Source organism: Achromobacter sp. ACM01 (assembly GCF_014851745.1).
Lineage (GTDB): Bacteria > Pseudomonadota > Gammaproteobacteria > Burkholderiales > Burkholderiaceae_B > Achromobacter > Achromobacter aegrifaciens.
In genome coordinates this window covers 671,772-686,190 of record NZ_JACVAF010000001.1, presented here as the reverse complement: position 1 = coordinate 686,190, position 14,419 = coordinate 671,772, and the positions used below count along the sequence as shown (strand labels likewise).

At 66.8% G+C, this 14,419-nt stretch carries 9 protein-coding genes; 3 read left to right on the top strand and 6 right to left on the bottom strand.

What is annotated here, in order from left to right; translation table 11 throughout:
* Positions 1-10: 10 nt before the first annotated feature.
* From IB268_RS03240 to IB268_RS03220, 5 genes are all read right to left on the bottom strand, one after another.
* Positions 11-778, bottom strand: coding sequence for a molecular chaperone (locus IB268_RS03240; RefSeq protein WP_192353005.1), 768 nt, complete (start codon positions 776-778; stop codon positions 11-13).
* Between the two features lie 132 nt (positions 779-910).
* The gene (locus IB268_RS03235) at positions 911-1,444 is read right to left on the bottom strand and encodes a fimbrial protein (RefSeq protein ID WP_192353004.1); all 534 of its coding nucleotides are present in this window, start codon (positions 1,442-1,444) and stop codon (positions 911-913) included.
* Positions 1,445-1,882: 438 nt separating this feature from the next.
* Positions 1,883-2,653 (bottom strand): phytanoyl-CoA dioxygenase family protein, encoded by a 771-nt coding sequence (locus IB268_RS03230; protein WP_119451679.1) that lies wholly within the window; start codon positions 2,651-2,653, stop codon positions 1,883-1,885.
* A gap of 5 nt (positions 2,654-2,658) precedes the next feature.
* Positions 2,659-3,759 carry an AI-2E family transporter gene (locus tag IB268_RS03225; protein WP_054458797.1) on the bottom strand — a complete coding sequence of 367 codons (1,101 nt, stop codon included), beginning with the start codon at positions 3,757-3,759 and terminating at the stop codon, positions 2,659-2,661.
* Positions 3,760-3,909: 150 nt separating this feature from the next.
* A complete protein-coding gene (locus IB268_RS03220; protein WP_054458795.1) occupies positions 3,910-4,977 on the bottom strand; it encodes a LysR family transcriptional regulator in 1,068 nt (355 codons plus the stop codon).
* A 384-nt stretch (positions 4,978-5,361) separates the two neighbouring features.
* Here IB268_RS03220 and IB268_RS03215 point away from each other — a divergent pair, with 384 nt between their 5' ends.
* The 3 genes from IB268_RS03215 (at position 5,362) to IB268_RS03205 (ending at position 11,351) form a co-directional block, all read left to right on the top strand.
* Positions 5,362-6,558, top strand: coding sequence for an efflux RND transporter periplasmic adaptor subunit (locus tag IB268_RS03215; RefSeq protein ID WP_054458793.1), 1,197 nt, complete (start codon positions 5,362-5,364; stop codon positions 6,556-6,558).
* A 25-nt stretch (positions 6,559-6,583) separates the two neighbouring features.
* Positions 6,584-9,799, top strand: a complete 3,216-nt coding sequence (locus tag IB268_RS03210) for an efflux RND transporter permease subunit (protein ID WP_054458791.1) — start codon at positions 6,584-6,586, stop codon at positions 9,797-9,799.
* Between the two features lie 73 nt (positions 9,800-9,872).
* The gene (locus IB268_RS03205) at positions 9,873-11,351 is read left to right on the top strand and encodes an efflux transporter outer membrane subunit (protein WP_054458788.1); all 1,479 of its coding nucleotides are present in this window, start codon (positions 9,873-9,875) and stop codon (positions 11,349-11,351) included.
* A 467-nt stretch (positions 11,352-11,818) separates the two neighbouring features.
* On the opposite strand, the gene IB268_RS03200 is transcribed toward IB268_RS03205, so the two are convergent.
* The gene (locus IB268_RS03200) at positions 11,819-14,395 is read right to left on the bottom strand and encodes an EAL domain-containing protein (protein ID WP_054459221.1); all 2,577 of its coding nucleotides are present in this window, start codon (positions 14,393-14,395) and stop codon (positions 11,819-11,821) included.
* Between the last annotated feature and the right edge of the window lie 24 nt (positions 14,396-14,419).

The window sequence follows — 14,419 nt, the reverse complement described above, 5'->3', positions numbered from 1 at the left end:
GCTTAGCGTCCTAGCGCAGGGACGAGGCGGGTCCCGACATCAGCGGCAGGGAGCCTTCGACGTTCGCGCCCCAGTCGTTGATGCTGTTGAACTTGACCTGGGCGCCGCCTGCCGGCGCCGATGTCATTCCCGCGAGGGGAAACAACGTGGAGTCGCCCGGCTTGACGTAACCGGCTCCGGCATCGAAGGTCTGGCCGCCAGACTGCAGGCTGATCTTGCCCAGGTTCACGACATAGGGCGTGGGATTGCTGGCCTTCAGCGCATAGCCTTTGCCGGCCGCGGCGGGAGCGACCTCCCAACGCAGCTGCGCCGGCGCCTCGTCTGCCTGGCCCGGCAGGCCTTGCGGGCGATACATCACCTTGATGCGCGTGCGAAAGGCAAGCTGCAGGCGATTGGCGTCTTCGCCGGCCTGAGCCTTGGGCGGGACTTCCAGCACGTTAAGCCAGTACATGCTTTCCTTATCCTGCGGCATCGATTCCTTGGTGTGGATCAGACGCAGGGTCTGCCCCTTGCCGGGATCCACGCGGAAGATGGCGGGCGTCAGCACGAAGGGGACCTTCAGCGTTTCCGGCGCGTCGGTGATGCTGCCGTCGTCCAGCCACGACTGAACCAGGGCAGGCGTACGGCCGTCATTGCTCAGCTTGATGGTGACTTCGCGCTCCTGCGCCGGATAGATCACGCGCGTGCTGGAAATAACGACGCTGGCCTGCGCCTGGAGTGCAAAACAGCCCGCGGCAAGCGTTGCGGCGGCCATCAGGGTGCGGCGTAGAGTTTTCATGATGTAGCCCTTGGTGGTGGATGCTGCGTCTATGGTCGGTTTCCTTCCAAGCCGTCTCGGGGAGCGGGTGAGACGGCTTGCAGGGAAACACCTGCCTCGGCGGCCCCGGGAGGCGGCCGCCGAGTCGGCGCATTACTCGTAGGAGATCGAGTACTGCACGCGCGAGTTGGCGGCGCCGGCGGTGGCGTTGCCCAGCGAGTGGTACTCGACGAAGTAGTCCAGGTCAGCCTTGCCGCCGGACAGCGTCACGGTCTGCGAGTTCTGCTGGCCGATGGCCGCGCCGGCCATAATTTCGCCGAACGAGTTGTTCAGCAGGCCCAGTTCGACTTTCTCGGCGCCGCCGGCGTCAACGACCAGACGGCCGGTGGTTTGCGAAACGGTGGCGCCGCCTTCGAAGTGGACCGAAACCGGCTGGTCGGAGGTGCAGCCGCTCAGCGCAATCTTGAACGGAGTGCGGCCGGCGGTGGCGCCTGCGGCTTCCAGCGTCTTGGCCGACACGGCGGGCAGCGCAACGGTGAAGTTCTCGCCGCCGTTGCCGCCGTTGATCATGCAGGTATTGGCGGTGATGTTGCCGGTGAATTCGATGGTGCCGTCGGCGGCGTGGGCGCTGGCGAAGGAGGCGAGGCCGGCGATGGCCAGAGCAGCGGTCAGGAGGGTCTTTTTCATGATGAGTCTTTTGAGTTGGGTTTTGAGGTGAGGGAAATCGCCTTTGCGGGCGGATCTTTGCTGCGTGCGCTAGTGCTTGAGGGACCGTTGGGGACAGGTCTTTTCAGTTCGCGTACTCAACAACTGCATCGTAGATTTCGCGGCGCAGGCCGCCCATCGGGCTAGTCCTCTCCGATCCGGGCAAGACATAGGACTAGGCCCATTTTTTGGCGCAGGCCCTTTCAGCACCGGAAAAAGCGCCCGCAGCCGAGCCCGCCAGCGAGCGGGCGCAGTGGTCGACAATCAAGGGGAAAGATCCCGTCAGGACACGAACCCGGACCGGGAAAGTCGGCGCATGCGGGGCCGCGCCCGGAGAGATTTCAGGCGGACAGCACGGGCCGCAGTGGCGGCTGATCGAGAAAGGAACAGCGCCGCAGAATGCGGCGCTGACTCAGAGCATCAGGCGGCCGGGACCGTCAGCGGCACGCCCGGCTGGCTGGCCGAGCGCGTGCCCGGCAGCGGATGACAGGACTGCGGATGGTAGGTATGCACCAGCGACAGCTTCACGCGGTCGCTGGCGTTGCCCTGGGCGGCATGCAGGGTGCGGCAATGGAAGAACACCACGTCGCCCGCCTGCAGTTCGGGGCAGACCGCGCGGGCGATCCACTCGGCGTTCTGGGGCGCGTCGTCGCGGAAGAACTTCTGCTGGTCGAACTGTTCCGGCGCGAAGGCGGCCGCGTGCGAACCCGGGATGAAGGACAGGCCGCCGTTGGCGCGCGTTTCCGGGCCCAGCGCCAGCCAGGTGGACACCAGATCGGTGTCGGAAAACGACCAATAGCGGATGTCCTGGTGCCAGCCGGTCAGGCTGCCATAGGCCGGATGCTTGGTCATCACGCAGTTGTGATGCACGGTGGACAGCACCGGCGTTTCGCCGAAGTAGCGCCCCAGCCACTGGCCGATGCGGGAATCGGCGGCCCATTGCGCGAACAAGGGGTCGCGGCCATAGGCGCCGAGCAGGCGCCGCACGGTCAGCCCGCCTTCGGCCGCGCGCGACTCGGGCGCGCCGGGATAGCGCAGGTCGGCTTCGTATTCGATGGGCGCGACGTGGTCGCGCAAATGGCGTTCGGCAACGGCGCGCAGCGCCGCCACCTGTTCCGGGCTGGCGAACTGGCGCGCCACCACGAAGCCCTGCTCGCGCAGGACGGCTATCTGGTCATCAGGCAACAACATGGCATTCAAGCAGCAGGGGGTTGGGCGGGAGGATTGATGCGGGCGGCATCGCGTTCCTGCACCTCATGGTGCACCCATTCGCGCCACACCGCCACCAGCAGGGCCATCAGCACGGGGCCGACGAACAGCCCGACGATGCCCATCGTCTTCACGCCCCCCACCAACCCGAAGAAGGTCGGCAGGAAAGGCAGCTTGACCGGCCCGCCCACCAGCCGCGGACGCAGGGTCTTGTCGACGATGAAGAGTTCCACGCTGCCCCACACCATCAGCGCGATGCCCGCCACCAGATGGCCCGAGCCGACCAGATAGAGCGACACCAGCGTGAACGACAGCGGCGCGCCGCCGGGTATCAGCGCCATGAAGCCGGTGACCACGCCCAGCAGCACGGGCGACGGCACGCCCGCCACCCAGTAGGCGATGCCCAGCACCACGCCCTCGCCCAGGGCGATCAGGCCCATGCCGGTGACGGTGGAGTTGATGGTGGCCGGCACCACGCGCGAAAAGCGCTGCCAGCGGGCAGGCAGGATGCGTTCGCCCAGCACGTCCAGCTGGGCCACCATGCGGATGCCGTCCTTGTAGACGAAGAACAGCGTGATCAGCATGAACAGCACGGTCAGCAGCAACTGGAACACATTGCCCGTGGCCGCCAGGACCATCCGGTAGATATTGCCCAGATGCTCGCCGCTGACGGCCTCGACCAGGGCGCCCAGCGCATGGGGCTGGCCGATATAGGATTCCCAGTACTGGCTCAGGCGCTCGCCCACCACGGGCATGGAGGTGATCCAGTTGGGCACGGCCACGCCATGGCGGTTGGCGGCGATGGCCCAGGCGAAGAAGGTACTGGCTTCCTTGATGGCGTAGGACAGCGCGAACGACATCGGCACGATCAGCACGACGATCACCACCAGCAGCGCCAGCGAGGCTGCCAGCGCGTTGCGGCCGCCGCAGCGCGCGACCAGCCGCTGGTACAAGGGCCAGCTGGCCAGGCCGATGATGAGTGCGGCGAGCGCGGGGACCAGGAAACCGCTGAGGAAGTACACCCCCGCCAACAGCACGAGCAACAAAAGCCAACGGGCGATCAGGTAAGCGGGTAGTACAGGCTGCATGGAGCGGATCGACAGTAAGGACGTTGTAGGCTTTGACTGTCGGACTATACAGACGTTTCATGCAATTCGAGGGACGCAAGGTCTGTATTTACTACGGGGTTTCCCGTGATTCCCCAGGTGGAGGGCGGATCCGCCCCCCACGCCATGCGCTTACAACGCGTACTCCGCGGCCTCTTCGCGCGCGGTACGGCGGCGCGGCGGCAGGTATTCCTCCAGCGCAGGCCTGGGCGCGGCAGACGGCGCGGCGTTCGCCTGGCCAGCCCCGCGGGCGTAGACGCTGCAACTGGCCGCGGCCGGATCGGTCTCGTCGCGGCCGCTCAGTAGCGGGCAGCTGGCGAACAATTCAGCGGCCCAGTCGGTGAAGGCGCGCACCTTGGGCGAAAGCTGGCGGCTTTGCGGATACAGCACCGAAATCGCGGTGGGGCTGGGCTTCCATTGCGGCAGCACCTCGATGAGTTCGCCCGATTGCAGGTGCGGCAGCGCCATGTAACGCGGTGTCTGGATCAAGCCGAAGCCCTTGAGCCCGCAATCCAGGTAGGCGCCGGATTCGTTCACCGACACCACGCCCTTCATTTCGACTTCCTGGTGCTTGCCGTCGACCCGGAAATCCCAGGCGCAATTGCGGCCGGTACGGCTGGAGAAATAGTGCACGGCGTGATGGTCGCGCAGTTCGTCGATGCTCTGCGGCAAGCCATGGCGCGCCACATAGGTGGGCGAGGCGCAGGTCACGCTCTGCAGCGTGCCGATGCGGCGCGCGACCAGGCTGGAATCCTCCAGGTCGCCGGCGCGGATCACGCAATCCACGGCCTCCTGCACCATGTCGACCGGGCGGTCGCCCAGGCCCAGCACCAGCTCCACGTCGGGGTATTTGTCGTGGAAATCACACAATGAGGGGATCAGGATCAGCCGCCCGATGCAGGTTGGGGCATCGATGCGCAGCCTGCCCTTCAGGCGCAGGGCCGCTTCCTGGAAGCAGGCCTCGGTTTCCTCGACGTCGGCCAGAATGCGCACGCAGTGCTGGTAATAGCCCGCGCCGTCGGGCGTCAGGCCGATACGGCGCGTGGTGCGGTTGAGCAGGCGCACGCCCAAGAGGCGTTCGAGGTTCTGGATGATGGTGGTGACGGTGGTGCGCGGAAGCGAGAGGCTGTCGGCCGCCCGGGTGAAGCTATTGGCGTCCACGACGCGCACAAACACCTGCATAGCCTGAAAACGGTCCATGGCGACGGTGTCCTTTAGGGGAAATAGTCGGTGTGGACGGAGCATAACCCGATTTCGGCGTTGATTAGTCGATCCTTACGACTAGTGTTGCCGAAACATCAGGGTTTATCCGACCCCCTAAACCGCTCAGAATGCAAACCATCTTGAAGTGCCCTTGCCGCCAGGCGCCATCAAAGGGCAAGCCTATCCTCAGATTCCGGCACCCGCAAAGACCCGCCCCGATCAGGCGCCTTTGCCTGGGATGCGCAGCAGCATTGCATGTTGCATTGCAGCATTTCCGCCGGATCCCGAGGACAGGCCTGCCCCAGGCCGCCGCAGCCGCCTCCGCCCCCAGGCTCATCCAGGCAAGCGCGCTTTCGCCCCATCATCTCTCAAGGAAACACCATGGTTTCGCGCAATCGTATTGCTGTGCTCGCCGTCTTTGCCGCCATCGTCGCCGCTGGCGGCGGTTATGCCCTCTTCCGCGCTCCCGCTGGCGCCAATGCGGCGCAGGCGCAGACTGCCCCCACGGCGCCGCCAGTCGAAGTGGCCGAGGTCCTGAACAAGACCATCGTGGACTGGCAGCGCTACTCCGGCCGCCTGGAAGCCATCGACCGCGTCGACATCCGTCCCCTGGTGTCGGGCACCCTGACCGCCGTGCACTTCCAGGACGGCAGCATCGTCAAGAAGGGCGACGTGCTCTTCACCATCGACCCGCGTCCCTACGCGGCCGAGGTGGACCGCGCCGCCGCCGCCCTGACCGCCGCGAAGGCCCGCGCCTCGTATACCGCCAGCGAACTGGCCCGCGGCCAGCGCCTGCTGACAGACAACGCCATCGCCCGCCGCGATTTCGAGGAAAAGCAGAACGCCGCACGCGAAGCCGCCGCCAACCTGCAAGGCGCCCAGGCGGCGCTGGACTATGCCAAGCTGAACCTCGGCTACACCCGCATCGAAGCCCCGGTGGACGGCCGCGTGTCGCGCGCCGAGGTCACGGTGGGCAACGTGGTGGCGGCTGGCGCCGGCTCCGTGCCGCTGACCCGCCTGGTGTCGGTGTCCAAGATGTACGCATCGTTCGACGTGGATGAACAAACCTTCCTGCGCTATGTGAACCCTGCGCGCGGCGGCCGCGCCGGCGCCGTGCCGGTGGAGCTGGGCCTGGCCAACGAGGAAGGCTATTCGCGCACCGGCGTCGTGCAGTCCGTGGACAACCGCCTGGACACCACCTCCGGCACGATCCGCGTGCGCGCCGAGTTCGACAACGCCGACGGCCAGCTGCTGCCCGGCCTGTACGCCCGCGTCCGCCTGGGCGGCAGCGAACCGCGCCAGGCCGTGCTGATCGACGAAAAGGCCATCGGCACCGACCAGGACAAGCGCTACGTGCTGGTGCTGGACGACAAGAACCATGCCGTCTACCGCCAGGTCAAGCTGGGCGCCAACCAGGAAGGCCTGCGCGTGGTCGATTCGGGCCTGGCCGCCGGCGAACGCATCGTCGTCAACGGCCTGCAGCGCATCCGTCCCGGCGATGCCGTGACCCCCACCGTCGTCCCCATGGTTGCGGCCCAACGCAACCCGGTCAAGACCGCCTCGGCCACCCTGAACTGAGCCGGCGCGTCTAACGAGAACGTCCATGAATATCTCGAAATTCTTCATCGACCGGCCGATCTTCGCCGGCGTGCTGTCGGTCCTGGTGCTGCTGGCGGGCCTGCTGGCCATGTTCCAGCTGCCCATCTCCGAGTATCCGGAAGTGGTGCCGCCGTCCGTGGTCGTGCGCGCGCAGTATCCAGGCGCCAACCCCAAGGTCATCGCCGAAACCGTGGCCTCGCCGCTGGAGGAATCCATCAACGGCGTCGAGGACATGCTGTACATGCAGTCGCAGGCCAACAGCGACGGCAACCTGACCCTGACGGTCAACTTCAAGCTGGGCGTGGACCCGGACAAGGCGCAGCAGCTGGTGCAGAACCGCGTGTCGCAAGCGCTGCCGCGCCTGCCGCCGGACGTGCAGCGCCTGGGCGTGACCACGGCCAAGAGCTCGCCCACGCTGACGCTGGTGGTGCACCTGATCTCGCCCAATGACCGCTACGACATCACCTACCTGCGCAACTACGCGATCCTGAACGTCAAGGATCGCCTCGCCCGCATCACCGGCGTGGGCGAAGTGACGGTGTGGGGCTCGGGCAACTATTCCATGCGCGTCTGGCTGGACCCGCAGAAAGTCGCCCAGCGCGGCATGACCGCGAGCGAAGTGGTCGCCGCCATCCGCGAACAGAACGTGCAGGTCGCCGCCGGCGTCATCGGTGCGTCCCCCACGCTGGGTGACGTGCCGCTGCAGCTGAACGTGAATGCCCGCGGCCGCCTGCAGACCGAAGAGGAATTCCGCGACATCATCCTGAAGACCTCGCCCGATGGCGCGGTGACCTACCTGTCGGACGTGGCCCGCGTGGAACTGGACGCGCAGGAATACGGCTTGCGGTCGCTGCTGGACAACAAGCAGGCGGTGGGCATGGGCATCATGCAGTCGCCCGGCGCCAACGCGCTGGACGTGTCCAGCCAGGTGCGCGCCGCCATGGCCGAGCTGTCGCAGGACTTCCCGCCGGGCGTGGAATACCGCATCGAATACGACCCCACCCAATTCGTGCGCGCCAGCATCAAAGCCGTGGTGACCACGCTGCTGGAAGCGATCGCCCTGGTGGTGCTGGTGGTGATCCTGTTCCTGCAGACCTGGCGCGCGTCCATCATCCCGCTGCTGGCGGTGCCCGTGTCCATCGTGGGGACCTTCGCCCTGCTGCTGATGTTCGGCTATTCCATCAACGCGCTGTCGCTGTTCGGCATGGTGCTGGCCATCGGCATCGTGGTGGACGACGCCATCGTGGTGGTGGAAAACGTGGAGCGCAACATCGCCGCAGGCCTGAGTCCGCGCGATGCGACCTATCGCGCCATGCGTGAGGTCAGCGGCCCCATCATCGCCATTGCGCTGACGCTGTGCGCGGTGTTCGTGCCACTGGCCTTCATGACGGGCCTGACCGGCCAGTTCTACAAGCAGTTCGCCATGACCATCGCCATCTCGACGGTGATCTCGGCCTTCAACTCGCTGACCCTGTCGCCCGCGCTGTCGGCCATCCTGCTCAAGAGCCACCACGACAAGCCCGACTGGCTGACCCGTGGCATGAACCGCGTCTTCGGCCGCTTCTTCAACTGGTTCAACAATATGTTCGGCCGCGCGTCCGAGTCGTACGGCACGGGCGTCACCAAAGTGATCCGCCGCAAGGCCAGCGCCATGGGCGTGTACGCCGTGCTGGTGGCCGCCACCGTCGGCGTCTCCTATCTGGTGCCCGGCGGTTTCGTGCCCGCGCAGGACAAGCAGTACCTGATCGCCTTCACGCAGCTGCCCAACGGCGCCTCGCTGGACCGCACGGACGCGGTGATCCGCCGCATGAGCGACATCGCCCTGAAGGAACCCGGCGTACAGAGCACCATCGCCTTCCCCGGCCTGTCGATCAACGGCTTCACCAATAGTTCGAGCGCCGGCATCGTGTTCGTCATGCTCAAGCCCTTCGAAGAGCGCAAGAACGCCGCGCTGTCGGGCGACGCCATCGCGGGCTCGCTCAACCAGAAGTTCGCGGCCATCCAGGACTCGTTCATCGCCGTGTTCCCGCCCCCGCCCGTGATGGGCCTGGGCACGCTGGGCGGTTTCAAGTTCCAGATCGAAGACCGCAGCGCCGCCGGCTACGCCGCACTGGACAAGGCCAAGCAAGCCTTCCTGGAAAAGGCGCGCCAGACGCCGGAACTGGGCCCCGCCTTCTCCAGTTACGAGATCAACGTGCCGCAGCTGGACGTGGACCTGGACCGCGTCAAGGCCAAGCAACTGGGCGTGCCGGTGACGGAAGTCTTCGACACCATGCAGATCTACCTGGGCTCGATGTATGTCAACGACTTCAATCGTTTCGGCCGCGTCTTCCAGGTGCGGGCGCAAGCCGACGCGCAATTCCGCGCGCACGCCGACGACATCCTGCAACTGAAGACCCGCAACGTCGCCGGCGAAATGGTGCCGCTATCCTCGCTCGTCACCGTCAACCAGACCTTCGGCCCGGAAATGGTGGTGCGCTACAACGGCTACACCGCCGCCGACATCAACGGCGGTCCGGCGCCCGGCTACTCGTCCGACCAGGCCCAGGCCGCGGCCGAGCGCATCGCCGCCGAGACCCTGCCGCGCGGCATGAAGATGGAGTGGACCGACCTGACCTACCAGCAGATCCTGGCGGGCAACGCGGGCCTGTGGGTGTTCCCGATCAGCGTGCTGTTGGTGTTCCTGGTGCTGGCCGCGTTGTACGAAAGCCTGACCCTGCCGCTGGCCGTGATCCTGATCGTGCCGATGAGCATCCTGGCCGCGCTGACGGGCGTCTACCTGACCGGCAACGACAACAACATCTTCACGCAGATCGGCCTGATGGTGCTGGTGGGCCTGTCGGCGAAGAACGCGATCCTGATCGTGGAATTCGCCCGCGAACTGGAAATGAACGGCCGCAGTCCGCTGGACGCCGCCATCGAGGCCAGCCGCCTGCGCCTGCGCCCCATCCTGATGACGTCCATCGCGTTCATCATGGGCGTGGTGCCGCTGGTGCTGTCCTCGGGCGCGGGTTCTGAAATGCGCCAGGCCATGGGCATCGCGGTGTTCTTCGGCATGCTGGGCGTGACCCTGTTCGGCCTGTTCCTGACCCCCGTGTTCTACGTGCTGCTGCGCACGCTGGGCGGCAAGACGCTGCACTCCGCCGCGCCGCACGAGGCTCCCGTGTGCGTCCCGCACGTGGCCCCGAACGCGCAACCCGCCCAGCAACATCACGCCTGAGCCGGCTCACCACAGTAGCTAGACAGCGCCTTCCGCCCCCTAGGCGGAAGGCGCCCACAAGAGAATAGTCATCATGATCAAAAGACTGACCCGCGGTTCCGCCCTGCTTGCCGTCCTGCTCGTGCTGGCCGGCTGCGCGGTGGGCCCCACCTACGAACGCCCCTCGGCCGCGGTGCCCGCGGCCTTCAAGGAAGCCGCCCTGCCCGCTTCCGAGGCCGGCACCTGGAAGACCGCCGAACCGTCGGAAGACGCGCTGCGCGGCGCCTGGTGGAAAGTGTTCGGCGACGAAGGGCTGAACCAGCTGCAGGAAGAAGCCCAAAAGGCCAACCAGAACCTGCAGGCCGCCGCCGCCCGCCTGACCCAATCGCGCGCGCTGCAACGCGAAGCCCGCGCCGGCTTCTTCCCCAACCTGGACGCCGCCTTCGGCCCCAACCGCCAGCGCCCCTCGGCCGTGTCGCAGGGCCTGCCCGACGGCACCTCGACCAGCCCGGTCACGACTTGGCGCGCCCAAGGCGCCGTTTCCTACGAAGCCGACCTGTTCGGCCGCGTCGCCTCCACCTACGACGCCGCCAGCGCCGACGCCCAGCAAAGCGAGGCCCTGTACCGTTCCGTGCTGCTGGCCCTGCAGGCCGACGTCGCCACCACCTACTTCCTGGTGCGCGAACAGGACGCCGAATCGCAGCTCTACCGCCAGACGGTCAAGCTGCGCACCGACACCCTGCAACTGATCCAGCGCCGCTACGACGCCGGCGACATCAGCGAACTCGACCTGGCCCGCGCCAAGGCCGAACTTGCCAGCGCGCAATCCGAAGCCCTGGGCATCGACCGCCGCCGCGCCGCCTCCGAGCACGCGCTGGCCGTGCTGCTGGGGCGCGCCCCGTCAGACTTCGCCATGCCCGAGCAGCCCATCCAGAAGGTCGCGCTGTCGATCCCCGCCGGCCTGCCATCCACGCTGCTGGAACGCCGCCCCGACATCGCCGCCGCCGAACGCGCCATGGCCGCCGCCAACGCCCGCATCGGCGCGGCCAAGTCCGCGTTCTTCCCGCGCCTGGACATCACCGGCGCCTTCGGCTACGAGTCCTCGGACCTGGGCAACCTGTTCCAGTGGTCCAGCCGCACCTTCCTGCTGGGCCCGCTGGTCGGCGCCGCGCTGTCCATGCCCATCTTCGACGGCGGCCGCCGCCAGGCCGGCCTGGACCGCGCCCGCGCCGTCTACGAGGAAGACGTCGCCGTCTACCGCCAGACCGTGCTGAACGCGTTCCGCGAAGTGGAAGACAACCTGGCCAACCTGCGCATCCTGGCCGACCAGACCAAGGCGCAAGACGCAGCCGTCGACGCAGCCGCCCGCGCCGCCAAGCTCTCGCACACGCAGTACCGCGAAGGCTCCATCAGCTACCTGGACGTCATCGAAGCCGACCGCAGCGTCCTGCTGCAGCAACGCGTCGCCGTGCAGCTCAGCGGCGAACAAGCGCGCTCGGCCGTAGGCCTGATCCGCGCAATTGGCGGCGGCTGGGAGAACCCGGTGCCGCCGGAAACGGTGGCGTCGAAGTAAGAGGCAGGCGCGCCGCGGGCAAGACATGGCGGCCCGTGGCGCCAAGCGCGCAGCGCCTGCGACAGCAACCGCGACCGCAGTCACAGTCGCAGTCGCAATACCAAGCGTATGCCCCAGGTCGGCCGCCCGCGCGGCCGACCTGGGGCGGGCCCCGCAAGATCTTCCACCATCCGCCACCGGCGCCAAGAACGCCAAGCAAACCACCCGCCCCAACACCCGTAAAGATTCAACCAGCCGAGCCAGTCGCTTCGGCGGCCTGGCGTGCGCGGGGCGTCGATAAGCCCGAGGGAATCGGAAGGGAAGGCCGAAGGCCTGGACGACGATGACGAAGGGGAAGTCCGGAGCGAACGCTCCGGACCGCAATCGTTGCCCCGCGCACGCCAGGCCGCCGAAGCGACTGGCGCCTTAAGAACCAACGGAAGCCACAGAAACCACAGAAGCGGCGAAAGCAGCAGCAGCCAAAGAACCTACGGCCGCCCCCGCAGCCACTCCTCAAGATCAGCAGCCGGCAACGGCGGCGAAAACAAAAACCCCTGCCCCGCCGCACACCCCTGCTCAATCAAAAACCGCCGCTGCTCTTCGTTCTCGACGCCTTCAGCCACCACAGGCAGGCTCAGGCTCTCGCCGATACGAATCACAGCGCTGGTCAACGCCCGAGCCGCGTCATCGCTCTCCAGCCCCTGCACGAAACTGCGATCCAGCTTCAGTTCATCCACGATCAGTCGCCGCAAATGCCCCAGGCTGGAATAGCCAGTCCCGAAATCGTCCATCGACAACCGCACCCCCAAGCGATGCAGCTCCGCGATCGTCCGCAACGTACCCGCCGTCGCATCCAGCACCACGCCTTCTGTGATCTCCAGCATCAGATCCGCCGCCGCCAGCCCGAACTCGGCCAGCGTCGCCTCGATCAACCGCGGCAGATTCAGATTGTGGAAATTCGTCGCAGACAGGTTCACCGACACCGACGGCACCCGCAGGCCCTTCGCCCGCCAGACCGCCAACTGCGAACAAGCCTCGTGCACCGCCCAGTCGCCCAGGTCGCCGATCAACCCGCATTCCTCGGCCAGCGGCACAAAGCGCGCCGGCGAGATATCGCCCAGCGTCGGATGACGCCAGCGCGCCAGCGCCTCGACCCCGTACAGCTGACCGTTCTTCAACCCCACCTGCGGTTGATAGTGCAACCGCAAAGCCTTCGCCTCCAGCGCATCGCGCAAGGCGGCCTCCAGCGCCAGGCGCTCCTGCGCCTGCCGGTTCATTTCGGCGCTGAAGAAAGAGATGCGGTTGCGCCCCGCCGTCTTGGCCTGGTACATCGCCATGTCGGCATGGCGCAGCAACGTATCCATGTCGCGTCCGTTCTCGGGGAACACGCTGATGCCGATGCTGACCGAGGGATTGAGCGTGATGCCGCCCACCGAGAACGGCTGAGCCAAGGCGACCAGCACATGCTCCGCCGCCGTCGTCAGTCGACCGTGTTCAAAGTCCGGCATCAGCATCACGAACTCGTCGCCCGACAAGCGGCCCACGATGTCGGTCGCGCGCGCCAGGCGGCGCAAGCGCTGCGCCACGTCGCGCAGCAACGCATCGCCTATGGGATGGCCCAGCGTATCGTTGACCTGCTTGAAGCGATCCAGGTCCAGGAACAGAATGGCGACACGCTTGCGCTCGGGTTCAGCGCGCGCGATGGCCTGCTCGGCCTGCGCCAGCAGCAGGTTGCGGTTGGGCAAGCCGGTCAGTTCGTCATAGAACGCCAACTGGCGGATACGCGCGCGGGCCTCCTCGCGCTCCAGCGCCAGCGCGCACAAGTACACGCACACGTCCACCAGCCGGTGATGGAAATCGTCGGGCAGGCGCCGCTCGCGGAAATAAAAACCGAAGGTGCCTATGACCCGGCCATCGCTGGACTTGATCGGCGACGACCAGCAGGCCTTCACGTCGTCCGGCAGCGGCAGGTGTCGATAGTCGTCCCACAGCGGATCGGTGGAGATGTCCGGCACGATCACCGGCCGGCCCAGGAAGGCAGAGGTGCCGCAAGCGCCCGCCTGCGGCCCGATGGCCACGCCGTCCAAGGCGTCGGTGTAGGCTTGCGGCAGGCTGGGCGCGGCCAGCGGCCGCAGCAGCCCGGCATCGTCCACCCGCAGGACGCTGGCCGCGACTTCGGGCGCCAGACGTTCGACCTCGCGGCACACCATGTTCATGACCTCGACCACCGAGGCCTCATTGACCATGGCTTGCAGCACGCGGCGCTGCAAGACTTCGTGCACCTTGGTGGGCGTGATGTCCGTCAGCACGTCCACGATATTGACCAGGGCGCCGCGTTCGTCGAACACGGAGTTGGCCATCACCGACACCCACAGCGGGCGGCCGGCGCGATCGTAGACCAGCACGTCCTTGTGGTAGCCCTCGCGGCAGGCGATGCGGCGGCCCAGCTCTTCGCGCGTGCCGCCGTCCGGCCTGCCTCCGGCCAGCAGTTCGCCCAGCTCCTGGTTGACGGCGTCGCCGCGGGAAAAGCCCAGCATGCGCTGGAAGCCGTCGTTCACGTAGAGGATGCGGCCGTCCTTGCCCGACACCGCGACGGCATTGCCGGTTTCGTTGATGCCCAGCAACAGGAGCCGGATCTCTTCCTGGCGGTCGGCGTCCGCGATGGATTTGCGGGAGATGACGGAAATGCGTACGACATCGCCGGCTTCGCCGGCGATGGGCATGTAGGTGGCTTCGATCCAGACGAAGCCGCCGTCCTTCTTGCGATAGCGGCAGGTGCCGGTGAAGTGCTTGCCGCCCAGCAGCCTGGCCCAGACCTGCTCGCCGCCGACGATGCCCTTGCCTTCGTCCATGCTGTCGCAAAGCATGTCATGGCGCAGCTCCAGGGCCTCTTCGCGGGCATGGCCGACCAGGGCGAGAAAATTCGCGTTGGCGTTCAACAAGGAGCCAGCCGGATCAAAATCGAACAGCAGCAGCGCCCGATCCATGGACGCCAGATAAGTGGCGGAGTGCCACGCGGCGCCTTGAGGGCGCTCGTCGGTAACGCCTGGATAAGAATCAAGCATATGGGGCTCCATGCCGGATAACAG